This is a genomic window from Pseudomonas sp. LARHCG127 (assembly GCF_052871455.1).
The window spans coordinates 141,126-161,859 of record NZ_JBIXJT010000009.1 but is presented as its reverse complement, the minus strand read 5'-3'; the positions used below and the strand labels follow the sequence as shown (position 1 = coordinate 161,859).

The following is a 20,734-nucleotide window of genomic DNA, read 5'->3' as shown; positions in this document are numbered from 1 at the left end:
TGCGGTTTTTGCTTTCTACTGCCGTATAACGGGCTGCTGCCTACACTGGATTAACTCACTCATTCAAGGACCTGGAATGCTCATTGTTTTCAGCGGCCTGCCCGGCACCGGGAAAACGACTATCGCCCATGATCTCGCCGCTGCGACAGGTGCCGTGTACCTACGGATCGACACGATTGAGCAGGCGATTCGAAACTCGGGGGCGCTTGCGCAAGATGTGGGGCGCAGTGGTTACATGGCTGCCAACGAGCTGGCCCTGAGTAATCTTCGTTTGGGCCATGCGGTCGTCGTTGATTGTGTCAATCCAGTCCTCGACAGCCGAACCGCGTGGAGCGCAGTTGCCTCACGGGCGGGTAGTCGGTTGGTAAATATCCAAGTGATTTGCTCCGATAAACATGAACACCAGCGCCGGGTAGAAACGAGAGAAGGTGACATTCCCGGGCTGACGCCACCCAGCTGGCAATCTGTACTGGATCATGAATATGAGCCATGGGACGAAGCTCCGTTTTGCATAGACACAGCCATGGCCTCTGCGGCGCAAGCGATCTCGATGATCATCAATCGATTTCTGTCCAGGGAGTAGGATTGGGACCGGTAGAAGGTTGGCTTCGAAATGAATTGACCGGCGGTCCGACCGTTTGGAATTACCGCCGCCGGGTGAACTCCATTCATCGAGGAATATGTATTCCTCAATGGCGGTGAACACCGCCCGAGGCAAATGGAATGACGTCGTTCGAAGAATTCAGGGCCACATCCCATGAGCTTCTCAAAGAGCTGGATGCCGCGACGATTAAGATGATGATGTTGGTTTCTGCGAAAGAGGTATCCGGTCCTTTTTGGGAAGATGCCGCCCAGCGGCATCATGACGCTGTAGACGCCTGGCATTCCTTTCTCAATATCCCTACGGATTTCGCGGCGCGTCCACCTCTTCCCTGAGGGCGAGGAAAGAAGGGGCGCGAGTCGCGCTCCGCTGTTCTACTGCGTTGAAGGCGCTACAGTGATCCGTTGTGCTCGGACGGCTACAGATTCAGAAGATGGATTTTCCTTCTTGGCCTGGGGTGGGCTGGCAGGAACATCCGGTTTATCGTCAGGCGTGTGCTGCGCGCTCAAACAAATCTGTCCACATCCTACGATCTGATGCGGCTTCCTATGCAGGGATCCAAAAAGCCGCTCTTTAATCGGACAGCAAACGATCTTTCATGCTGATCCAATTCAACCAATACTCCACCCCAATAACCACTCACTAAAAGCCCTCACCTCCACCTGCCGCTCCCGCCCCGGCACGCACACCACCGTATATCGCGCGCCCGCCAAACGAACCTCAGGCCGGTAATCAATCAACTCCCCCCGCGCAACCGCGTCGGCAACCAGCACATTGCTGGCGAGCACCAGCCCATGCCCGGCGATCGCCGCTTGCAGGGCGTGCTGTTCCTCGTCATAACGCCGAAAACGCGCATTTTCCAGCCAGCCCAGGGTGCCGGCCTTGGCGCACCATGCCGGCCAGTCGACCGCCACCTTGGCGCTGCTCAGCCATGGCACGTCGATCAGTTCAACAGGCGAGCCCGCTGCGGGTGGTTGCCAGCCGGGGCGGCAATACACACCGAAATACTCGTCCAGCAAAGGCTGTTCGAACAGTTGTGGATCCGGCGTGAACAGGGCGCGGATCGCCAGGTCGATGCTGGCGTCACGTCGCAGGTCCACTACGTCGTAGCTGCTGTGCAGGCTGACGTCGATCTCCGGGTGCAACCGATGGAAATCCCCGAGCCGAGGGATCAGCCACAGGCTGGCGAACGCCGGCGTAGTGCTCACCACCAGCGACTGGGCGGCACACAAGGGCGACAGTATTTGCAGGCCCTGTTGGATATCGAGCAGGGCACGGTGCATGTAAGGGTGAAGGCGCTCGCCGTCGGCGCTCAGGCGCACGTTTTGGCTGGAGCGTTCGAACAGGCGCACACCCAGGAAGGCTTCAAGGCTTTTGACTTGATGGGAGATCGCCGCCGGGCTGACGTTCAGTTCCTGGGCCGCGGCCTTGAAGCTGCCCAGCCGTGCGGCGGACTCGAAGCCGCGCAAGGCGGTGAGGGGCAGTTTGGCAAACATGCGGGTGGGTTACTCAGGTTGAGCGTGGCTCAATTTAGCTCAATTGTGCGCGGGGGCTCAACTTGCCAGGCTGTGGTCTTCCAACCCAGCCAAGGAGCCCTGCAATGCAAGGCACACCCCGTAAAATTCTCCAGGCCATCCTCTATGAAGCTGGTGGTGTGCTGTTCGTGGCACCGGCGCTGGCGCTGACGTACAAACAAGGGATGGGCTATTCAACCCTGCTGTCCCTGGTGATTTCCGCCGTTGCGCTGGCTTGGAACATGGTTTTCAACGGCCTTTTCGAAGGGTGGGAGCGTCGCCAACCCAGCCGCCATCGCAACTGGCAGCGGCGGTTGCTGCATTCCCTGGGATTTGAGGGCGGCTTGACGCTGATCCTCACGCCGGTGATTAGCGCATGGTTGGGCATCAGCCTGTGGCTGGCGCTGGTGACCAACCTGGGGTTGTTCGTGTTTTTCTTTTTTTACTCGCTGGTTTTTCAGTGGGTGTTTGATCGAGTGTTTGATGTTCCGCTTTCGGCGCAGGCCGATCAGGGTTCCGTCTCCAACGTCCGTTGAGAGGAGTAGGAGGACGGATTGGACAGATGCATGGCAAAACAGTAGCGTTCAATCCCCAACTCAAAAACTCCAGGGACGGCTATGTCACTCAGACTCGTTTCGTTAATGGCAGTAGCCTCCCCATTGCTCGTGGGCTGTATTTTTCTGCCCATGGGCGCAGAGGAAAAGGCGAAGTACGCCGAGTACCATCGTACTACCGAGTCTCCTGCCACCTATGAGGCCATGGACTGCAATACGTTGTTGATTACTCGGGACAGCTATGACCAGTACCCCACGCCTCGGACTGAAAGAATCCGGCAAGCGATTCATCAAGTGGTCGCTCAGCGGGACTGTTCCCGCAGCAGCGCAACCCAGCCAAGTGTCGCCGCCAATCCTGTTCCCACTGCGACGGCCACGCCAGCCCCGATACCTGCCAACAGCATTGCTGCTTCCATGCCCGTCGCGGCTGGACACCTAGGGGCGCACCTCGGCGCAGTCACCCCTGCTGTTGTTAAGAGCTTCGGTTTGCCTTCCGAGAAAGGGGTGTTGGTGTTTGGTCCGGAAGCAGGCGCCGATGCCGCGAAAATGGGGCTTTTGGCGGGGGACATCATTTTGGAGATCGCCGGGGCGGTGGTGAACAGTCCTTCCGAGGTCACGGCCATCATCGGTCGCATGACGCCGGGTGACAGCGCCTCGATAAAGGTCTGGCGTTATCGGGCGGTGACGGATGTTCGGGTTGTTGTTTCTGACGGAAGTGCGGCACTCTGATGCAAGACACGTAACCTTATGTCGCCCGCGTCACAAGGCTTGGAGTAGAGTGCGGATTGCTCTTCTTCCGGCCCGTATTCTTGAGTAATCGCATGAAATTCTTCCTGGGCATATTCGCCGTTGCTCTGCTGGCAGGTTGTTCGACGCTCTCTGAAACCTTCGATGATCGTCCACGCTGTGGCCCCCATCCGTATTGCGGAACCTCTACCGATATTGAAGTGATCAAGGCCGCCACGGACGAAAGCGCCGGGGTATTTCGTGTCTTGGCGCCACTGGCATTGATTGACCTGCCGTTCAGCCTGGTCGCCGATACGTTATTTTTGCCGTATACCCTGTTTGCTAAAGAACCGACTCGGAATTAGTTGGACCGGCCCCGAAATTCGGGGCTGCGGAGGTCTAAAGGCTGGGCCATCCACATTCCCACGACCCGGAAACAAAGAGCCCGCACACTCATGACGAGGTGCGGGCTCTTGATGATTCAAGGGTGCAATCAGAGACGCATGCCTTTGAACGGGTTCCAGCCTTGCTCGCCTTTCACTTCCTTGAGGTAGTACGCGTAGTTGGCCATCAGCGTGTACATCATCGACATGGCAATGCTCAGCCCCGTGCTCAACGGCCGCGGAAACTCCATGCCAATGATGGCGAAAATGACGCTCAAGGCGATGTTGATCGCCAGGAAAATACCCAGCAGGGCCAGGTTCTTCTTCCAGAGCCCCAGGACGAACAGGTAGATAGGGCCAAAGAAAAATGCGATCACGTTTGCATTGATGAGTATTTTTTTCTTGAAGCCAGGCAGCGCCTTGAAGGCTTCCTTGTAGCGCGGGTCGCTTGGCGCACCGTAGGTGTCAAAGAAGTCGAAGCGTTCCTGCCACTTGGCGCTGTATTTACCGGTGCTTTGTACTTGTTCAGTCGTGCTCATTTTCAAGGCTCCTGTTTTCCATACTTAATTTTTTCTTTCTTCCAAGAAATCCTGTGCTCTGGTTTAGAGCATTGGCTGCTTTGGTTTTGTCGAAGAACGCGCGTGAATCTTCAGGGTGCCCATTTTGCCGCTTTATGGCTGGAGGTGTGGAACATTCCGCACTGGCCGCTTGTGCGGTCGCCTGGTCTGTGACGGGCTTCACTCTATTGATTCGCTGGATTGTCCGGTAAAAAGTTTTCGGCATACAGAATCAGCTTCATACTCCCAGTTTTACACCGTGGATAACCAGAAGAGGCGATGTTTTGTCGAGCGATCAACCCCATTTGCGTGAGCTAACGCTGAAGCACATTTACGACGGTTTCAAGCAACTGATCCCCCTCTCTCTTTTTGTCGTCGTGTTCGGCGTTGCTTTCGGCCTGGCGGCTGCACAAACGGGCTTGAGCGATGCGTCAGCTGTGCTCATGAGCACCCTGGTTTTTGCTGGCGCTTCTCAATTTGCCGCGCTGGATCTGTGGGGGCAGCAAGTGCCGGTCGTTCCGCTGATGATCACCGTTTTCGCGATCAACGCCCGGCACCTATTGATGGGCGCGACACTTTACCCGTGGCTGCGGGAGCTGCCCGTCGCCAAACGCTACGGTGTCATGCTGGTTGTTTCGGACGCCAACTGGGCGATGGCGATGCAGGCGTTCAGTCGGGACAAGCCGGGGCTGGGGATTCTATTCGGCGGCGGCATTGCGCTCTGGGTCACTTGGATCCTGGGCAGTTGGCTGGGGCTACACTTTGGCAGCGCCATCGAGAACCCGGTCAGTTTCGGGCTCGATATGGTGATGGGCTGTTTCTTGTTGGCGATGGTCGTGGGCGGGAAAAAGAACCTGCGCATGTTCATCATCTGGACGGTGGCGGCCTGCTCATCGCTGTTGGCCTTCTGGTATTTGCCGGCTAACAGCCATGTCGTGGTGGGCGCTTTGGCGGGAGGCGTTCTGGGCGCCGTGTGGATGGAGAAACAACGATGAACATTGAAACGGCGGGTTATGGCACCTTGCTTGTCATCTTGATCATGGCCGCAGTGACCTTGGCCACTCGGTGGGGCGGTGTTTTCGTGATGTCGTTCGTGCCGATCAACTATCGGGTGCAGCAGTTCATCACGGCCATGTCCGGCTCGGTGTTGGTGGCGGTGCTGGCTCCGCTGGCGGTTAAAGGCGACAACGGCGCACGCCTGGCTTTGCTGGCCACCGCAATCATCATGCTGACCCTTAAAAAGCCGCTGCCGGCAATTGCGGCCGGCATACTTGCAGCGGCTTTAGCCAGACAGTTTTGAACGGCCGAGTCGCCCGCTTACTAACGGGCGACGGAGGCTCATCAACGCCCAGGTCAAAAACTCAGCGCAGCCGCTTCCCCGAACGAGTGATCTTGTACTCCTGTCATAAAATGCAGCGACATCTCTTGGGGCGCCTCGATGGGGGGAATTTCAAAACTTCCCACCACCTGTCCCTGAAGCGCACTCAACCGCATCGACTCTTCTTCCTTTAACTTTGCCATTCTCGCGTGGTTCGCTGCGATTTCGTTGAGAGTTGACACGGTACATCTCCGTTTGCTGACCAAGCATTGATTAATTTGCCGCCGCGTCAGAATTATGTCGTTCTTGGCTGCTGAGACAGGCCAGTGCAAACCCTGAGCCAGACATGGCCGCCTGTAGATTCCAACATTTAACAGGTGACGAATGGTGGGAAGATGCGCATCGACGCTGGCAACGATGCAACCATGCCTCAAGAATAAGTCACTGATAATACAAGCCGAGGGTCAATCTGAATCGGTACGGTAGACCCTTGTCCCCTGTGTTGATTGCCTGTTCATCACGACCACACCGACTCCGATCAGGCTGGTGACCACCGCCAGCAGCAGAATCACCTCCTGCGTCCCAACAGGCGCTGCCAACACCGCGACGAGCAAGCCCGCGAACGGTTGCGACAGGTTGTTGAGCAGCGTGATCACGCCGACGGTCTTGCCAAAGTCCTGTGGGGGAATGACCTGCTGACGGATGCTGCGCATGTACACGTTGAACATCTTGTCGAAGCCGACGATCAGCAGGAAACCGACGACGTAGCCCCAGATGTTTGGGCTGAATGCGGTGATGAAAGCGCCGACGGCAATCAGCGTGTAGGAGAGGGCGCCGAGAAGTTTCAAGGGCAAGGTGACCCGGGCCAGGAGAAACAGGATGACGATGGTGGTCACGGCACCGGCCGCCTGCAACCCGGCGTAATCATCTTTTCCGGCGCCATAGTGGCCGATGACCATGGCCGCCGACGTGGCGAGGGTAACGCCGATGATCAGGTTGACGCCCACCGCGAGGCTGATGACTTTTTTCAGTTCCGCCAGGTTGCGGATGTGGCCCAGGGCAATGCGCAGCGGGTTCAACCAGAGATCATGGTGTTGCTCGAAGGACTCAAGGGTGACCGAGCTGCTGCGCTGCCAGTACAACATGGCCAGGTCTGCCAGCAGGAACAGCCCGGCGATCGCCAGCACCACCCAGTGCCACGCCCACACCTCGAGCAGCAGCGCAGCGATTAGTGGTCCCAGTACCAAGCCGGTCTGGTCGGCGATTTGCGAATAAGACAGCGTCTTGGTGTAGGTGTAGTGCTTGAAGATGTAAGGCAAGACCACTTCGCGGGCCATGATGCCTTGGGTGGTCAGCACGCCACAGAGGGCCGACAGCGCCACGATCCAATAGACACCGCCGAAGACGCCATAGAGCACGACTGCGACGGCGCAGGCTGCGGCGCGATAGACCTGGCTGATGTGCAGGATGCGAATCGGCGGGAACTTGTCGCACAGCGCGCCGCAGATCGGGAACGCCAGGTAGCGTGGCAAGGATTCGACAAAGAACGCCAGGCCCGCCCAGGAGACGCTGTTGGTGGTCTGGAAAACAATCAGCGGGACGATGAACAGCAAGATCTGATCGGCCAACCGCGAGAGGAACATCGAGACGAAAAAAGCCAGGTAATCCTTGCGCATGGAGCTCCTTGATTGCGGTGTTCAGGTGTTATCCGGTCCAGGCAAACGACGCGAAGCGTGATATGGAACTAATATCACCGTTAGTCTCTATATCTTTACAGGGGATGTCCCCTTTTCGAGAGAACTGCCATGTTCAAATCGCGCTCGTTGATTGCTGCTGTTACCTGTTTCGCCTTGGCGGCGGGCCCTGGCATTGTTGTCGCGGACCCGGGAAACGGCAAGGGAAACGCTCAATTTGATCAAGGTCCCGGTCAAGGGCAAGGAGGCAAGGGCGGGCAGGGCAACAAGGGGGGGCAAGGGAATCCTGGTGACAAGGGTGGCCAGGGCGGCAAAGGCAACCAAGGCGGCAAGGGAAACCAAGGCGGTGGCAGTGATTGGCATAACGGCCCCAGCATCGACCGTGGCGGCATCCTGGGTGTGATTGGCGGTTATCGCGATTATTGGAGCCCCGGCCCGGCATTGCCGCCGGGCATCCAGAAAAACCTGGCCCGAGGCAAGCCGTTGCCACCCGGCATTGCCAAGAAGCTCGATGGCCGGCTGTTGGGACGCTTGCCGCACTATGACGGTTATGAATGGCAGCAGGTCGGCACGGACCTGATCCTGGTGGCGATTGCCACTGGCATCATTTATGAAGTGCTCAACGGTGCGTTCGACTGAGCCGGTGCCATTCTCGGTTGAACTGACGCTATCGCGAGCAAGCTCGCTCCCACAGGTTTCGTAGGTGTTCAAGCAATCGGCGTTCACACAAATTCCCTGTGGGAGCGAGCCTGCTCGCGAAAGCGGTGTGTCATTCAGCATTGAGGTTGGCTGACCCGACGCCTTCGCGAGCAGGCTCGCTCCCACATTTTTTTCCAGGTGTTCTCGGGTAGCGCATTTCCCCCTGTGGGAGTGGGCTTGCTCCCACAGGTTTTGTATCAGCTTTCCAGCTGCCGCAGGCGTTTGTACAAGGTATTGCGGCTGACCCCCAGTCGTCGCGCCAGGTGCGAGATATTCCCGCCCACGGCTTGCAACTGGCGGTTCAAATCCTCGGCATCGTTGAGGTCCACCGTCAGTGGTTCAGGCGTTTCCACCGGTTCCATTTCCAGGTCGACAAAAAAGTCGTCGGGCAGGTGTTCCGGACGGATCGGCTGTTCCTCGGCCATCGCCAGGGCCACTTGCAGCACGCTGCTGACCTGTCGCAGGTTGCCCGGCCAGGGGTGGCGTTCAAACAGGTCCAATACCTCACGGCTCAGGCCGGCCCATTGGGTCGGTTCGCGGTGGTGTTCCCACAGGCGCTTGAACAGGGCCTGCTTGTCGCTGCGTTCGCGCAAGGGCGGCAGTTCCAGGGTCAGGCCGCCGATGCGGTAGTACAAGTCTTCGCGAAACCGCCCCAGTTGCACCTGTTCGCGCAGTGAGCGGTTGGTGGCGGAGATGATGCGGATGTCCACCGGGAACAGCTCGGCGCTGCCCACCGGTTGCACGCAACGTTCCTGCAAGACCCGCAGCAGCCGGGCCTGGGTCGGCAGGGGCATGTCGCCAATCTCGTCGAGAAACAGCGTGCCGCGGTCGGCCTTGCGGATCAGGCCGATGCTGCCTTTCTGGTTGGCGCCGGTGAACGCGCCTTTCTCATAACCGAACAATTCCGACTCCACCAACTCGGCGGGGATCGCGGCGCAGTTCACGGCAATGAATGGCTGCTTGGCGCGCGAACTGGCCTGGTGCAGGGCCTTGACGAACACTTCCTTGCCGACGCCGGTCTCGCCATGGATCAACAGTGGAATGTCCTTCTCCAGCAAGCGCTCGGCCTGGCGCACGGCTTTCTCCACGCGGCTGTCACCGAAGTGCAGGGTGTTGAGGCCGATGGTGTTGCTGGCGGGGGCCGGCGCAGGCGTTGCTTCGGTGAACACGCGTGCCCTGATCGACACCTGACTCGGGCGCCTGAGCAGACATTGGAATCGATTGCTGCCAGACGCTTGCAGGGCGAATGGCAGGCCGTCGGGTTGGTTCAGCAGTTCCAGCAGCGACACCTTGAACAGGCTTTCGATGCTGACCCGCGACAAGCTCAGGCCCAGCAGGTTATCCGCACGTCGATTCGCCGAGAGCACCTGGCCGCTTTCATCGAAAATCAACAGCCCGGCCCACTGGCTGTCGAGGTTGTTCAAACCGGTGTTGAACGTCAGTTGGAAGTGTTCACCGCGAAACAGGTTGAGGATCAACCGGTTCTCCACGGTCTGGCTCATCATCTTGACCATGCCCAGGGTGTGGGACGGCGGCAGGTAGCTGTCGCTGGAGACGTCCAGCACGGCGATGACCTTGCGCTCGGCATCGAAGATCGGCGCGGCGGAGCCGGTCATGAAGCGGTTGGCCTTGAGGAAGTGTTCATCGTGCTCGATGTGCACCGCCTGTTCGCAGGCCAGCGCGGTGCCGATGGCGTTGGTGCCGGTGCAGCGCTCCATCCAGCTCGCCCCGGCGCTGAAGCCATGGGCCAGTTTCGGCTCGATGAAGCGCTGGGTGCCCCAGGAGGTCAGCACTTGGCCCTGGTTGTCGGCCAGCATGATCAGGCAATTGGAGTTGCTGAGGATGTTCTCGTAATACGGCAAGACCTCCTGATGGGTGGTCTGCACCAGCGAATGCTGGCTTTCCAGCAAGTGGGCGATGCCTTGGGCGGGCAACTGATCGAAGGCCGGCACGCTCTGGTGATTCAGGCCGAAGGCGCGGCAACGGGACCAGGAAGCCTGGATGATGGCCTCGTGGGACAAGGCAGGAGCAGGTGCGGCCATGGGGCACTCTCGCAGGAGCTGTTTTTATTGTTGTGGCAAGTCTCGCACAGACTCCTTGTGCTGGGGCAGGCCTGAATACCACTTCATACATCAACCCTGTGGGAGCGAGCTTGCTCGCGATAGCGGTATGTCAGCCACATCAATGCCGCTGAAACACCGCTATCGCGAGCAAGCTCGCTCCCACAGGGGGCATGGCCAGGCTAGCCGAAAACGTTCTTTCAGTGTTGTTCAAAATTGTTCATTGTCAACCCGTCCATTGTTCAGTTGTTCATTCCTGATTGTTCACTTCTGTTCATCAACGAACGCCTTTTGCCTGCCAATCCAGTAAAAAATCAACCTGATCAAGGGTTTGTGATTTCTGGCACGGCTTTCGCTTTGAAGCTCGGGTCGCTTGACTCCAAATAATAAAAAGGCCGAGCCATGTCATTAAAGCTTGAGCACATCTGTCGCACCGTCGAAGGCCAGACCTGGATCGACGATGCCAATCTGAGTTTCGAACCCGGATCCTTCAACGTCCTGTTGGGCCGCACGCTGTCCGGCAAGACCAGCCTCATGCGCCTGATGGCGGGTCTGGACAAGCCCGACAGCGGCCGCATCCTGATGAACGGCGTCGACGTCACCCACCGTCCGGTGCGGTTGCGCAACGTGTCGATGGTTTACCAGCAGTTCATCAACTACCCGACCATGACCGTTTTCGAAAACATCGCCTCGCCGTTGCGCCAGGCCGGTGTGTCCGAAGAAATCATCCAAAGCAAGGTCCTGGAAACCGCAAAGATGTTGCGGATCGAGAAGTTTCTCAAGCGCCATCCACTGGAATTGTCCGGCGGCCAGCAGCAGCGCACGGCCATGGCCCGGGCCCTGGTCAAGGACGCCGAGCTGATCCTGTTCGACGAGCCTTTGGTGAACCTCGACTACAAGCTGCGCGAAGAGCTGCGCCAGGAAATGCGCGAGCTGTTCCAGGCCCGCCACACCATCGCCGTCTACGCCACCACCGAGCCTAACGAGGCGCTGGCCTTGGGCGGCACCACCACGATCCTCCACGAGGGCCGGGTGATTCAGAGCGGCAAGTCGTCTTCCGTCTACCACCAGCCGCAAACCGTGCTGGCCGCCGAGCTGTTTTCCGAACCACCGATCAACCTCATGCCGGGTCGTATTGCCGGTAATGAAGTCAGCTTCGCCAATTTCGTGCACTTCCCGCTGAACGTCGACCTGCGCCCGGTGGGCGAGGGTGAGTTCCGCTTCGGCGTGCGCCCCAGCCATATTTCCCTGGTGCCGAGCAACGACGACGACCTCGAACTGGCGGTGACCGTCGAGGTGGCCGAGATCAGCGGCTCGGAGACGTTCCTGCATGTGCGCAACGAACATTTCCTGCTGGTGCTGCACTTGCCAGGGGTGCATGAGTACGACGTGGACGCGCCGATCCGCATCTACATTCCGACCCATAAACTGTTTGTCTTCGATGCCCAAGGCAAGCTGGTCCAGGCCCCTGGCCTGCGTATTGCGAGGGTTGCCTGATGGCTGAAATTCGTTTGCAGAACCTTGCCCACAGCTACACCAGCACCCCGGCGGGCCCCGAGGACTACGCGATCCGCGAGATGAACCATATCTGGGAGCAGGGCGGTGCCTATGCGCTGCTCGGCCCTTCGGGCTGCGGCAAGTCCACTTTGCTCAATATCATTTCCGGCTTGCTCAGCCCTTCCGAAGGGCAAGTGATGTTCGACAGCAAAGTTGTCAACGACCTGACCCCGGAACGCCGCAACATCGCCCAGGTGTTCCAGTTCCCGGTGGTCTACGACACCATGACGGTGTTTGACAACCTGGCGTTCCCGCTGCGCAACCAGGGCATGGCCGAGGCGAAGGTCCACACCAAGGTGCAGGAAATCGCCGAGGTCCTGGACCTGCAGAACCTGCTGGACAAAAAGGCCCGCAACCTCACCGCCGATGAGAAACAGAAAGTCTCCATGGGCCGCGGGTTGGTGCGCGACGATGTGTCGGCGATCCTGTTCGACGAACCGCTGACGGTGATCGACCCGCACCTGAAATGGAAGTTGCGGCGCAAGCTCAAGCAGATCCACGAGCAGTTCAACATCACCATGGTCTACGTCACCCACGACCAGTTGGAAGCCTCGACGTTCGCCGACAAGATCGCGGTGATGTACGGCGGCCAGATCGTGCAGTTCGGCACGCCTCGGGATTTGTTCGAGCGCCCCAGCCACACCTTTGTCGGCTACTTCATCGGCAGCCCGGGGATGAACCTGATCGAAGTCACGGCGCAGCCCGGTGGCGTCGGCTTCGCCTCGACCCATTTGCCCCTGTCGGACACCTTGCAACGGCGTATCGCCGAAGCCGAGGGCAAAAGCCTGAAGGTCGGTATCCGCCCCGAGTTCGTGCATGTCTGGGATGGCCCTTACGACGACGCGATGCGGGCCGACGTGGTCCACGTCGAAGACCTGGGCACCTACAAGATCCTGACCCTCAACCTCGATGGCGCACCGCTGAAGGTCCGCCTGGCCGAAGACAAGCCCGTACCGGAAGGCACGGCGTACATCAGTTTCCCGGCCCAATGGCTGATGGTCTATGCCGATGAGTATTTGCTGGAACCGTTGAGCGAGGTGCAGCCATGAACAAGGTGCAGAACAACAAGGCTTGGTGGCTGGTGTTGCCAGTGTTCCTGCTGGTGGCCTTCAGCGCCGTGATCCCGATGATGACCGTGGTCAACTATTCGGTGCAGGACATCTTCGATCAATCCAGCCGCTACTTCGTCGGCGCCGATTGGTACAAGCAGGTGCTGCTCGATCCACGGCTGCACGATTCTCTGCTGCGCCAGTTCATCTACTCGGCGTGCGTGCTGCTGATTGAAATCCCCCTGGGCATCGCTATCGCCCTGACCATGCCGACCAAGGGCAAATGGTCGTCCCTGGTACTGATCATCCTGGCGATTCCGCTGCTGATCCCGTGGAACGTGGTGGGCACCATCTGGCAGATTTTCGGCCGCGCCGACATCGGTTTGCTGGGCTCCACCCTTAACGGCCTGGGCATCAACTACAACTACGCGGCCAACACCATGGACGCCTGGGTCACCGTATTGGTGATGGACGTCTGGCACTGGACGTCGTTGGTGGCGCTGCTGTGTTATTCGGGGCTGCGGGCGATTCCCGATGTCTATTATCAAGCGGCGCGGATCGACCGGGCATCCAACTGGGCGGTGTTCCGGCACATCCAGTTGCCGAAGATGAAGAGCGTGCTGCTGATCGCCGTGATGCTGCGCTTCATGGACAGCTTCATGATCTACACCGAGCCGTTCGTGCTCACCGGCGGCGGGCCGGGCAACGCCACCACGTTCCTCAGTCAGACCCTGACGCAGATGGCCATCGGCCAATTCGACCTGGGCCCGGCGGCGGCGTTTTCCCTGGTGTACTTCCTGATCATTCTGTTGGTGTCCTGGCTGTTCTACACCGCCATGACGCACTCCGACGCCAACCGTTGAGGCCCGCACAATGAGCAAGAGAAAGCTGATTCCGCTGTTGATCTACATCCTGTTCCTGCTGGTGCCCATCTACTGGCTGCTGAACATGTCGTTCAAGAGCAACACCGAGATCCTTGGCGGCCTGACCCTGTGGCCCCACGATTTCACCTTCCACAACTACAAGGTGATCTTCACCGACCCGAGTTGGTACACCGGTTACCTCAACTCGCTGTACTACGTGAGCCTGAACACGGTGATTTCCCTGGGCGTTGCGTTGCCGGCGGCCTATGCGTTTTCCCGTTATCGGTTCCTGGGGGACAAGCATCTGTTCTTCTGGCTGCTGACCAACCGGATGGCGCCACCCGCGGTGTTCCTGTTGCCGTTCTTCCAGCTGTATTCGTCCATCGGCTTGTTCGACACCCATATCGCCGTGGCCCTGGCTCACTGCCTGTTCAACGTGCCGTTGGCGGTATGGATCCTCGAAGGGTTCATGTCCGGGGTGCCGAAAGAAATTGACGAGACCGCCTACATTGACGGCTACAGTTTCCCCAAGTTCTTCGCCAAGATCTTCATTCCGTTGATCGGCTCCGGCATCGGCGTCACGGCATTTTTCTGCTTCATGTTTTCCTGGGTCGAGCTGTTGCTGGCCCGTACGCTCACCTCGGTGAATGCCAAGCCGATCGCGGCGGTCATGACCCGTACGGTGTCGGCGTCGGGTATCGACTGGGGGGTGCTGGCGGCGGCGGGGGTGTTGACCATCCTGCCGGGCATGCTGGTGATCTGGTTCGTTCGCAACCACGTGGCCAAGGGCTTTGCCCTGGGCCGGGTCTGAGGAGTCGATGATGGAATGGATGAACTGGACCGTCCCGACGGCGGCTTTTTTTGGTGTCATCGCCTTGCTGCTGGTGGGCATGACGACGTGGGAATTGCGTTCGCCGAGTATCCCTCGGCGTGGTTTCCTGCCGATTGCCACGACCCGTGGCGATCGGTTGTTTATCGGTCTTCTCGGTAGCGCCTACCTGCACCTGCTGGTGATTGGCGTGACCGACTGGAGCATCTGGATAGCGTTCGCGTTGTCTTTGGTGTGGCTGTTGGCAGTGATGCGGTGGGGCTAATCGCGACAACGCGACGATCAGGCTCTTAAACCCAAACAGGAGAGGTCTCTATGTTCGATAAAAACAATAAGCTGCGACATAGCGTTTCATTGGCAGCCATGCTGGCACTCAGCGGGCTGAGCGCTACGGCCTGGGCCGACGCCTATGAAGACGCCGCTAAAAAATGGATCGGCAGTGAATTCAAGCCGTCGACCCTGACAGCCGAGCAGCAGCTTGAAGAATTGAAGTGGTTCATCAAGGCCGCCGAACCGTTTCGCGGGATGAAAATCAACGTGGTGTCGGAAACCATCGCCACCCACGAGTATGAATCCAAGGTATTGGCCAAGGCCTTTAACGAAATCACCGGGATCCAGCTGACTCACGACCTGCTGCAGGAAGGCGACGTGGTGGAGAAGTTGCAGACCCAGATGCAGTCGGACAAGAACATCTATGACGGTTGGGTCAACGACTCGGACCTGATCGGTACGCACTTTCGCTACGGCAAGACCGAGTCGATCACCGACCTGATGGCCAACGAAGGCAAGAATTTCACTTCGCCGACCCTGGACCTCAAGGACTTCATCGGTATTTCCTTCACCACCGCGCCGGACGGCAAGGTCTATCAACTGCCCGACCAGCAGTTCGCCAACCTGTACTGGTTCCGCGCCGACTGGTTCGAGCGTGCGGACCTGAAGGCCAAGTTCAAGGAAAAGTACGGCTACGAGTTGGGCGTACCGGTGAACTGGTCGGCCTATGAGGACATCGCCAAGTTCTTCTCCGAAGACGTCAAGGAGATCGACGGCAAGCGTGTCTACGGCCACATGGACTACGGCAAGAAAGACCCGTCCCTGGGCTGGCGCTTCACCGATGCCTGGTTCTCCATGGCTGGCGGCGGCGACAAGGGCCTGCCCAACGGTTTGCCCGTGGACGAGTGGGGCATTCGCGTCGAGGACTGCCATCCGGTCGGTTCCAGCGTGACCCGTGGCGGCGACACCAATGGTCCTGCGGCCGTGTTCGCCACCACCAAATACGTGGATTGGATGAAGAAGTACGCGCCACCGGAAGCGGCGGGCATGACCTTCTCCGAATCCGGCCCGGTGCCGTCCCAAGGCAACATCGCCCAGCAGATTTTCTGGTACACCGCTTTCACCGCCGACATGACCAAGCCGGGCCTGCCGGTGGTGAATGCCGACGGCACGCCGAAATGGCGCATGGCGCCTTCGCCACGCGGTCCGTATTGGGAAGAGGGCATGAAGCTGGGGTATCAGGACGTGGGTTCCTGGACGTTCATGAAGTCCACGCCTGAGAAGCAGAAACTCGCGGCCTGGCTCTATGCGCAGTTTGTGACGTCCAAGACGGTATCGTTGAAGAAGACCATCGTCGGCCTGACGCCGATTCGTGAGTCGGACATCAACTCCCAGGCCCTGACCGACCTGGCACCGAAACTCGGTGGCCTGGTGGAGTTCTACCGCAGCCCGGCCCGCGTGCAATGGACCCCGACCGGGACCAACGTGCCGGACTACCCACGCCTGGCGCAACTGTGGTGGAGCCACATCGCCGAAGCCGCCAGCGGCGAGAAGACCCCTCAGCAGGCCCTCGACGGGTTGGCCAAGGACCAGGACGCGATCATGACGCGTCTGGAACGCTCCAAGGCCCAAGCCACCTGCGCACCTAAGATGAACCCTGAGCGCGACGCGCAATACTGGTTCGACCAGCCGGGTGCTCCGAAGCCGAAACTGGCGAACGAGAAGCCGAAAGGCGAAACCGTGAGCTACACCGAGCTGCTGAAGTCGTGGGAGGCGGCCCGCAAGTAACTCCCCCTGTGAGCGTGAAAACGGCACCGAAAGGTGCCGTTTTTTTTTGCCTGGGCTTACGGCGACAGACAGGACCACCGCCTTCGCGAGCAGGCTCGCTCCCACAGGGTTTTGTGGTGAACGCAGATATGGCTGACACCACAAGTCCACTGTGGGAGCGAGCTTGCTCGCGAAAGCGGTATGCCTGTCACGGGAATGCTGAATGTCCCGCCGCCATCGCGAGCAAGCTCGGCTCCCACAGGGTTTTGTGGTGAACGCAGATATGGCTGGCACCACAAGTCCACTGTGGGAGCGAGCCTGCTCGCGATGGCGGTGGCAGCCATACAGATTAAAATCAGGCAAAAAAAACCGGCGCAACCGAGGTCGCGCCGGGGGTGGTGCCAGGGGCCGCGCGGATATTCGTGGGTCCGCACAACCCCTGTTGAACCCGTGTCGGTTAAGCCCGTTCCAGCGCCAGGGCCACGCCTTGGCCGCCGCCGATGCACAGGGTCGCGAGGCCTTTCTTGGCGTCGCGCTTGATCATTTCATGCAGCAGCGACACCAGGACCCGGCACCCCGAGGCGCCGATAGGGTGGCCCAAGGCGATGGCGCCGCCGTTGACGTTGACCTTGTCCATGTCCCATTTCAGTTCTCGGGCCACGGCCAGCGATTGAGCGGCAAAGGCTTCGTTGGCTTCGATCAGGTCCAACTGCTCCAGGGACCAGCCGGCCTTGTCCAGGCAGCGACGGGTGGCCGAGACCGGGCCAATGCCCATGATGGCCGGGTCGACGCCGGCATTGGCGTACGCACTGATTTTCGCCAGCACCGGCAAGCCCAGGGCCTTGGCTTTTTCCGCGCTCATCAGGATCACCGCGGCGGCGCCATCGTTGAGCGAGGAGGCATTGCCCGCCGTAACGCTGCCGTCCTTCTTGAAGGCAGGCTTGAGCTTGCCCAGGGAGTCGGCGGTGGTACCGGCGCGCGGTTGTTCATCCGCGGCGAACGCCACGGGATCGCCTTTGCGCTGGGGAATCAGGATCGGCGTGATCTCATCGGCGAACCGTCCACCTTCGATGGCGGCGACCGCCTTCTGCTGGGACGCGGCGGCGAAGGCGTCCTGATCCTCGCGGCTGATGCCGTACTGGTCCACCAGGTTCTCGGCGGTGATGCCCATGTGGTAATCGTTGAAGGCATCCCACAGGCCGTCGGTGATCATGCTGTCGATCATCTTCGCGTGGCCCATGCGCAGGCCGGTGCGGGCGGCCGGCAACACGTACGGGGCCAGGCTCATGTTTTCCATGCCGCCGGCGATGATCACCTCGGCGTCGCCACAGCGGATCGCCTGGGCGCCCAGGTGCAACGCCTTGAGGCCCGAGCCGCAGACTTTGTTCAGGGTCAGGGCCGGCACCGCATGGGGCAGGCCGGCGAGGATCGACGCCTGGCGCGCCGGGTTCTGTCCGGAACCTGCGGTTAGCACCTGCCCAAGAATCACTTCATCGACCTGTTCGCCGGACAAACCGGTCTGTTCCAGCAGGCGACGAATCACCGCGGCACCGAGTTCCGGTGCGGGAATGGCAGCCAGCGAACCCTGGAAGCTGCCGATGGCGGTACGGGTGGCGGCGACAATCACGACTTCTTGCATCGAATCTCTCCTCACTGGGCAGCGAACTGCATTTCAGGGACGTGGTCCGGCACGATCAATTTGCCGGCGGTCTTGGCGACGATTTCCTCGACGCTGACGCCCGGGGCACGTTCTTTCAGGATGAAGGCGCCGTCCTGGATTTCCAGGTAGGCGAGGTCGGTCAGCACGCGCTTGATACAACCGGCACCGGTCAACGGCAGGCTGCAACGGGGCAGCAGTTTCGACTCGCCGTCCTTGGACGCATGGGTCATGGTGACGATGATGTTCTCGGCACCGGCCACCAGGTCCATCGCGCCGCCCATGCCCTTGACCAGTTTGCCGGGGATCATCCACGAGGCGATGTTGCCTTCGACATCCACCTCGAACGCACCCAGCACGGTCAGGTCGATGTGGCCGCCACGGATCATGGCAAACGATTCGGCCGAAGAGAAGATCGACGCGCCAATGCGCGCAGTGACCGTCTGCTTGCCGGCGTTGATCATGTCGGCATCGACTTCGGCTTCGGTGGGAAACGCGCCCATGCCGAGCAGGCCGTTTTCCGATTGCAGCATGACTTCCATGCCTTCGGGAATGTAATTGGCGACCAGGGTCGGAATGCCGATGCCCAGGTTCACGTAGTAGCCGTCCTGCATTTCGCGGGCGACGCGTTGAGCCATTTGTTCGCGGGAAAGTGCCATGGTGTTATTCCTTCATTCGGGCCGGGGGCAGGGGATCACTTACGCACGGTGCGCTGTTCGATGCGCTTTTCGAACGTGCCGCAAATGACCCGGTCGACGTAGATGCCAGGGGTGTGGATCTGCGTCGGGTCCAGCTCGCCGGGTTCGACGATTTCTTCGACTTCCACCACGGTGATCTTGCCCGCCGTCGCGGCCAGCGGGTTGAAGTTCTGCGCGGTGTGGCGATAGATCACATTGCCGAAATGGTCGGCCTTCCAGCCTTTGACGATGGCGAAGTCGCCCGTGATGGATTCTTCCATCAGGTATTGGCGGCCGTGGAATTCACGCACTTCCTTGCCTTCGGCCACGGGCGTGCCGACGCCGGTGGCGGTGAAGAACGCCGGGATGCCTGCGCCACCGGCGCGCATTTTTTCCGCGAGGGTGCCTTGGGGGGTGAGCACGACTTCGATTTCGCCGCTCAACAGCTGCTTCTCGAACAGGGCGTTTTCGCCGACGTAGGAGGCGACTACTTTGCGAATCTGCCGGTCCTCCAGCAGCACGCCGAGGCCGAAACCGTCGACGCCGCAGTTGTTGGACACCACGGTGAGGTCGCGGATGCCCTTGCGCTTGATCTCGGCGATCAGGTTTTCCGGGATACCGCACAGGCCGAAGCCGCCGGCGATGACAGTCATGCCATCCTTCAAGCCTTCCAGCGCTTCCTCATAAGAGCTCACGCGTTTGTCGAAACCTGCCATAGACACCTCTTTTATTCTTGATGGGGTCGCAATGGGATGCAGTGTTGCGCCAAGTCATATATTTGTTAAGTTGATTTTTAAATTGGATTGATTGATAAAACTCAATAGTGCTTACCCCGTAGGAGCTGCCGAGTGCAACGAGGCTGCGATCTTTCCCCAGACACTTAAGTTTCAAGCGAAAGATAAGATCAAGAGATCGCAGCCTTCGGCAGCTCCTACGTAACCGGACATAGAACGACCATGACCCTCAAGCAAATCCGCGCCTTCCTCGCCGTGGCCCAGAGCCTGAGCTTCGCCGTGGCCTGCGAGCGGCTGCACCTGTCCCAATCGGCCCTGAGCCTGACCATCAAGGCCCTGGAAGAAGGCCTCGGTGGCCGCCTGTTCAGCCGCAACACCCGTAACGTGGCGCTGACCCCCGAAGGTGAGTCCTTGCTACCCCTGGCCCGCCGGCTGGTGGCCGACTGGGACAACGCCGAGGACGAAATGCGCCAGCGCTTCACCTTGCAGCGCGGTCGCGTGACGTTAGCGGCGATGCCGTCATTTGCCGGCAACTTGCTGCCGCCGATCCTCAAGACCTTCCGCGCCCGCTATCCGAATGTCAACGTCACGGTCAACGACGTGATCAACGAACAGGTGCTGGAAATGGTCCGTGATCGTCATGTGGAACTGGGCGTGGCGTTCGAACCGATGCAGGGTTCATCGTTGGCGTTCACGCCCTTGTATCTCGATCGCTTCGTCGCGGTGGTGCCGCTGGACTCGCCGCTTGCCCAGCGCGACGAAGTCCACTGGGAAACCTTGCTGGAGCAGCCATTCATCACCTTGCAACGACCCTCCACCGTTCGGGTGATGCTGGAGGAACATCTGCAGGCCCGAGGTATGAAACTGCCCGTGGAGTTCGAGAGCCATCAACTGGCGACCGTCGGGCGGATGGTCGCCAGCGGCCTGGGCGTCAGTGCCGTGCCGGCCCTGTGTGTCGGGCAGATGCATGAGCTGGGGGCTCGCTGCATCACGTTGAGCGATCCGGTGATCGAACGGGCCATCGGGGTGCTGACCAAGCCGGGGCATGAGCTGTCGGCGGCGGCGCAGGCGCTGTTCGATACGCTGAGGGATCAGGATTTGCCCGTACGTTAACCACCCAATCCCTGTGGGAGCGAGCTTGCTCGCGATGGCGGTGTGTCAGTAAATATCAATGCTGGCTGATCCGCCGCCATCGCGAGCAAGCTCGCTCCCACAGGGGGCTTGT

24 protein-coding genes are annotated in these 20,734 nt (G+C 59.7%); 15 read left to right on the top strand and 9 right to left on the bottom strand.

Translation table 11 applies throughout. From position 1 onward, the window contains the following. Positions 1–76: 76 nt before the first annotated feature. Positions 77–583 carry an AAA family ATPase gene (locus ACIPQ1_RS17190; RefSeq protein WP_446534532.1) on the top strand — a complete coding sequence of 169 codons (507 nt, stop codon included), beginning with the start codon at positions 77–79 and terminating at the stop codon, positions 581–583. Positions 584–723: 140 nt separating this feature from the next. Beyond that, positions 724–936, top strand: a complete 213-nt coding sequence (locus tag ACIPQ1_RS17185) for a hypothetical protein (protein ID WP_411385163.1) — start codon at positions 724–726, stop codon at positions 934–936. Positions 937–1,212: 276 nt separating this feature from the next. Here the strand turns inward: ACIPQ1_RS17185 and ACIPQ1_RS17180 are convergent, their stop codons facing one another. After that, positions 1,213–2,097: a LysR substrate-binding domain-containing protein gene (locus tag ACIPQ1_RS17180; RefSeq protein ID WP_446534494.1), complete on the bottom strand. Its 885-nt coding sequence runs from the start codon at positions 2,095–2,097 to the stop codon at positions 1,213–1,215. A 104-nt stretch (positions 2,098–2,201) separates the two neighbouring features. On the opposite strand from ACIPQ1_RS17180, the gene ACIPQ1_RS17175 reads away from it, so the two are divergent. The 3 genes from ACIPQ1_RS17175 (at position 2,202) to ACIPQ1_RS17165 (ending at position 3,760) form a co-directional block, all read left to right on the top strand. Beyond that, complete coding sequence (locus tag ACIPQ1_RS17175; RefSeq protein WP_446534493.1) at positions 2,202–2,651, top strand: PACE efflux transporter; 450 nt, start codon at positions 2,202–2,204, stop codon at positions 2,649–2,651. Between the two features lie 81 nt (positions 2,652–2,732). After that, on the top strand, positions 2,733–3,398 hold the full coding sequence (locus ACIPQ1_RS17170) for a PDZ domain-containing protein (protein ID WP_446534492.1): 666 nt from the start codon (positions 2,733–2,735) through the stop codon (positions 3,396–3,398). Between the two features lie 92 nt (positions 3,399–3,490). Further along, on the top strand, positions 3,491–3,760 hold the full coding sequence (locus ACIPQ1_RS17165) for a YceK/YidQ family lipoprotein (protein ID WP_446534491.1): 270 nt from the start codon (positions 3,491–3,493) through the stop codon (positions 3,758–3,760). Between the two features lie 128 nt (positions 3,761–3,888). Here the strand turns inward: ACIPQ1_RS17165 and ACIPQ1_RS17160 are convergent, their stop codons facing one another. After that, a complete protein-coding gene (locus ACIPQ1_RS17160; RefSeq protein WP_250963110.1) occupies positions 3,889–4,317 on the bottom strand; it encodes a DUF2628 domain-containing protein in 429 nt (142 codons plus the stop codon). Beyond that, positions 4,304–4,561 (bottom strand): hypothetical protein, encoded by a 258-nt coding sequence (locus tag ACIPQ1_RS17155; protein ID WP_446534490.1) that lies wholly within the window; start codon positions 4,559–4,561, stop codon positions 4,304–4,306. Before ACIPQ1_RS17155 ends, ACIPQ1_RS17160 begins: the two co-directional genes overlap by 14 nt. A 58-nt stretch (positions 4,562–4,619) precedes the next feature. On the opposite strand from ACIPQ1_RS17155, the gene ACIPQ1_RS17150 reads away from it, so the two are divergent. Both ACIPQ1_RS17150 and ACIPQ1_RS17145 read left to right on the top strand, forming a co-directional pair. After that, positions 4,620–5,330: an AzlC family ABC transporter permease gene (locus ACIPQ1_RS17150; protein WP_446534489.1), complete on the top strand. Its 711-nt coding sequence runs from the start codon at positions 4,620–4,622 to the stop codon at positions 5,328–5,330. After that, on the top strand, positions 5,327–5,635 hold the full coding sequence (locus ACIPQ1_RS17145) for an AzlD family protein (RefSeq protein WP_446534488.1): 309 nt from the start codon (positions 5,327–5,329) through the stop codon (positions 5,633–5,635). The genes ACIPQ1_RS17150 and ACIPQ1_RS17145 overlap by 4 nt, the downstream gene beginning before the upstream one ends. 53 nt (positions 5,636–5,688) lie before the next feature. Here ACIPQ1_RS17145 and ACIPQ1_RS17140 read toward each other — a convergent pair whose 3' ends face one another. Together ACIPQ1_RS17140 and ACIPQ1_RS17135 are read right to left on the bottom strand one after the other, a co-directional pair. Further along, complete coding sequence (locus ACIPQ1_RS17140) at positions 5,689–5,895, bottom strand: hypothetical protein (protein WP_027912993.1); 207 nt, start codon at positions 5,893–5,895, stop codon at positions 5,689–5,691. A gap of 222 nt (positions 5,896–6,117) precedes the next feature. Then, positions 6,118–7,329 (bottom strand): MFS transporter, encoded by a 1,212-nt coding sequence (locus tag ACIPQ1_RS17135; RefSeq protein ID WP_446534487.1) that lies wholly within the window; start codon positions 7,327–7,329, stop codon positions 6,118–6,120. 129 nt (positions 7,330–7,458) lie between these two features. On the opposite strand from ACIPQ1_RS17135, the gene ACIPQ1_RS17130 reads away from it, so the two are divergent. Beyond that, positions 7,459–7,986 carry an anti-virulence regulator CigR family protein gene (locus ACIPQ1_RS17130; RefSeq protein ID WP_411385158.1) on the top strand — a complete coding sequence of 176 codons (528 nt, stop codon included), beginning with the start codon at positions 7,459–7,461 and terminating at the stop codon, positions 7,984–7,986. A gap of 257 nt (positions 7,987–8,243) precedes the next feature. Here ACIPQ1_RS17130 and ACIPQ1_RS17125 read toward each other — a convergent pair whose 3' ends face one another. Beyond that, positions 8,244–10,088, bottom strand: a complete 1,845-nt coding sequence (locus ACIPQ1_RS17125; protein WP_411385157.1) for a sigma-54-dependent Fis family transcriptional regulator — start codon at positions 10,086–10,088, stop codon at positions 8,244–8,246. Between the two features lie 420 nt (positions 10,089–10,508). On the opposite strand from ACIPQ1_RS17125, the gene ACIPQ1_RS17120 reads away from it, so the two are divergent. Genes ACIPQ1_RS17120 through ACIPQ1_RS17095 form a run of 6 tightly spaced genes read left to right on the top strand, consistent with a single transcriptional unit; the run spans position 10,509 to position 16,462 of the window. After that, positions 10,509–11,603: an ABC transporter ATP-binding protein gene (locus ACIPQ1_RS17120; RefSeq protein ID WP_186730993.1), complete on the top strand. Its 1,095-nt coding sequence runs from the start codon at positions 10,509–10,511 to the stop codon at positions 11,601–11,603. After that, the gene (locus ACIPQ1_RS17115; protein ID WP_250964246.1) at positions 11,603–12,712 is read left to right on the top strand and encodes an ABC transporter ATP-binding protein; all 1,110 of its coding nucleotides are present in this window, start codon (positions 11,603–11,605) and stop codon (positions 12,710–12,712) included. The genes ACIPQ1_RS17120 and ACIPQ1_RS17115 overlap by 1 nt, the downstream gene beginning before the upstream one ends. Beyond that, on the top strand, positions 12,709–13,575 hold the full coding sequence (locus ACIPQ1_RS17110; protein ID WP_030142069.1) for a carbohydrate ABC transporter permease: 867 nt from the start codon (positions 12,709–12,711) through the stop codon (positions 13,573–13,575). Before ACIPQ1_RS17115 ends, ACIPQ1_RS17110 begins: the two co-directional genes overlap by 4 nt. 10 nt (positions 13,576–13,585) lie before the next feature. After that, complete coding sequence (locus tag ACIPQ1_RS17105; RefSeq protein ID WP_014337490.1) at positions 13,586–14,386, top strand: carbohydrate ABC transporter permease; 801 nt, start codon at positions 13,586–13,588, stop codon at positions 14,384–14,386. A 10-nt stretch (positions 14,387–14,396) separates the two neighbouring features. Further along, positions 14,397–14,669 (top strand): DUF2160 domain-containing protein, encoded by a 273-nt coding sequence (locus tag ACIPQ1_RS17100; RefSeq protein WP_186707524.1) that lies wholly within the window; start codon positions 14,397–14,399, stop codon positions 14,667–14,669. 50 nt (positions 14,670–14,719) lie between these two features. Further along, on the top strand, positions 14,720–16,462 hold the full coding sequence (locus ACIPQ1_RS17095) for an ABC transporter substrate-binding protein (RefSeq protein WP_186707525.1): 1,743 nt from the start codon (positions 14,720–14,722) through the stop codon (positions 16,460–16,462). A 436-nt stretch (positions 16,463–16,898) separates the two neighbouring features. Here ACIPQ1_RS17095 and ACIPQ1_RS17090 read toward each other — a convergent pair whose 3' ends face one another. Genes ACIPQ1_RS17090 through ACIPQ1_RS17080 form a run of 3 tightly spaced genes read right to left on the bottom strand, consistent with a single transcriptional unit; the run spans position 16,899 to position 19,491 of the window. Continuing rightward, positions 16,899–18,080: an acetyl-CoA C-acetyltransferase gene (locus ACIPQ1_RS17090; protein WP_446534486.1), complete on the bottom strand. Its 1,182-nt coding sequence runs from the start codon at positions 18,078–18,080 to the stop codon at positions 16,899–16,901. A gap of 11 nt (positions 18,081–18,091) precedes the next feature. Further along, on the bottom strand, positions 18,092–18,757 hold the full coding sequence (locus ACIPQ1_RS17085) for a CoA transferase subunit B (protein WP_003180355.1): 666 nt from the start codon (positions 18,755–18,757) through the stop codon (positions 18,092–18,094). Positions 18,758–18,792: 35 nt separating this feature from the next. Beyond that, positions 18,793–19,491 (bottom strand): CoA transferase subunit A, encoded by a 699-nt coding sequence (locus ACIPQ1_RS17080; protein WP_003200117.1) that lies wholly within the window; start codon positions 19,489–19,491, stop codon positions 18,793–18,795. Positions 19,492–19,731: 240 nt separating this feature from the next. On the opposite strand from ACIPQ1_RS17080, the gene ACIPQ1_RS17075 reads away from it, so the two are divergent. Further along, the gene (locus tag ACIPQ1_RS17075; RefSeq protein ID WP_207966690.1) at positions 19,732–20,622 is read left to right on the top strand and encodes a LysR family transcriptional regulator; all 891 of its coding nucleotides are present in this window, start codon (positions 19,732–19,734) and stop codon (positions 20,620–20,622) included. Positions 20,623–20,734 lie beyond the last annotated feature (112 nt).

Excerpts from the sequence above, each read along its gene's own strand:
- ACIPQ1_RS17190 (WP_446534532.1), top strand. The coding sequence starts at position 77 with ATGCTCATTGTTTTCAGCGGCCTGCCCGGCACCGGGAAAACGACTATC.
- ACIPQ1_RS17135 (WP_446534487.1), bottom strand. The coding sequence starts at position 7,329 with ATGCGCAAGGATTACCTGGCTTTTTTCGTCTCGATGTTCCTCTCGCGG.
- ACIPQ1_RS17165 (WP_446534491.1), top strand. The coding sequence starts at position 3,491 with ATGAAATTCTTCCTGGGCATATTCGCCGTTGCTCTGCTGGCAGGTTGT.
- ACIPQ1_RS17085 (WP_003180355.1), bottom strand. The coding sequence starts at position 18,757 with ATGGCACTTTCCCGCGAACAAATGGCTCAACGCGTCGCCCGCGAAATG.
- ACIPQ1_RS17075 (WP_207966690.1), top strand. The coding sequence starts at position 19,732 with ATGACCCTCAAGCAAATCCGCGCCTTCCTCGCCGTGGCCCAGAGCCTG.
- ACIPQ1_RS17100 (WP_186707524.1), top strand. The coding sequence starts at position 14,397 with ATGGAATGGATGAACTGGACCGTCCCGACGGCGGCTTTTTTTGGTGTC.
- ACIPQ1_RS17120 (WP_186730993.1), top strand. The coding sequence starts at position 10,509 with ATGTCATTAAAGCTTGAGCACATCTGTCGCACCGTCGAAGGCCAGACC.
- ACIPQ1_RS17155 (WP_446534490.1), bottom strand. The coding sequence starts at position 4,561 with ATGCCGAAAACTTTTTACCGGACAATCCAGCGAATCAATAGAGTGAAG.
- ACIPQ1_RS17185 (WP_411385163.1), top strand. The coding sequence starts at position 724 with ATGACGTCGTTCGAAGAATTCAGGGCCACATCCCATGAGCTTCTCAAA.
- ACIPQ1_RS17105 (WP_014337490.1), top strand. The coding sequence starts at position 13,586 with ATGAGCAAGAGAAAGCTGATTCCGCTGTTGATCTACATCCTGTTCCTG.
- ACIPQ1_RS17145 (WP_446534488.1), top strand. The coding sequence starts at position 5,327 with ATGAACATTGAAACGGCGGGTTATGGCACCTTGCTTGTCATCTTGATC.
- ACIPQ1_RS17175 (WP_446534493.1), top strand. The coding sequence starts at position 2,202 with ATGCAAGGCACACCCCGTAAAATTCTCCAGGCCATCCTCTATGAAGCT.
- ACIPQ1_RS17180 (WP_446534494.1), bottom strand. The coding sequence starts at position 2,097 with ATGTTTGCCAAACTGCCCCTCACCGCCTTGCGCGGCTTCGAGTCCGCC.
- ACIPQ1_RS17110 (WP_030142069.1), top strand. The coding sequence starts at position 12,709 with ATGAACAAGGTGCAGAACAACAAGGCTTGGTGGCTGGTGTTGCCAGTG.
- ACIPQ1_RS17090 (WP_446534486.1), bottom strand. The coding sequence starts at position 18,080 with ATGCAAGAAGTCGTGATTGTCGCCGCCACCCGTACCGCCATCGGCAGC.
- ACIPQ1_RS17125 (WP_411385157.1), bottom strand. The coding sequence starts at position 10,088 with ATGGCCGCACCTGCTCCTGCCTTGTCCCACGAGGCCATCATCCAGGCT.
- ACIPQ1_RS17170 (WP_446534492.1), top strand. The coding sequence starts at position 2,733 with ATGTCACTCAGACTCGTTTCGTTAATGGCAGTAGCCTCCCCATTGCTC.
- ACIPQ1_RS17115 (WP_250964246.1), top strand. The coding sequence starts at position 11,603 with ATGGCTGAAATTCGTTTGCAGAACCTTGCCCACAGCTACACCAGCACC.
- ACIPQ1_RS17080 (WP_003200117.1), bottom strand. The coding sequence starts at position 19,491 with ATGGCAGGTTTCGACAAACGCGTGAGCTCTTATGAGGAAGCGCTGGAA.
- ACIPQ1_RS17160 (WP_250963110.1), bottom strand. The coding sequence starts at position 4,317 with ATGAGCACGACTGAACAAGTACAAAGCACCGGTAAATACAGCGCCAAG.
- ACIPQ1_RS17130 (WP_411385158.1), top strand. The coding sequence starts at position 7,459 with ATGTTCAAATCGCGCTCGTTGATTGCTGCTGTTACCTGTTTCGCCTTG.
- ACIPQ1_RS17095 (WP_186707525.1), top strand. The coding sequence starts at position 14,720 with ATGTTCGATAAAAACAATAAGCTGCGACATAGCGTTTCATTGGCAGCC.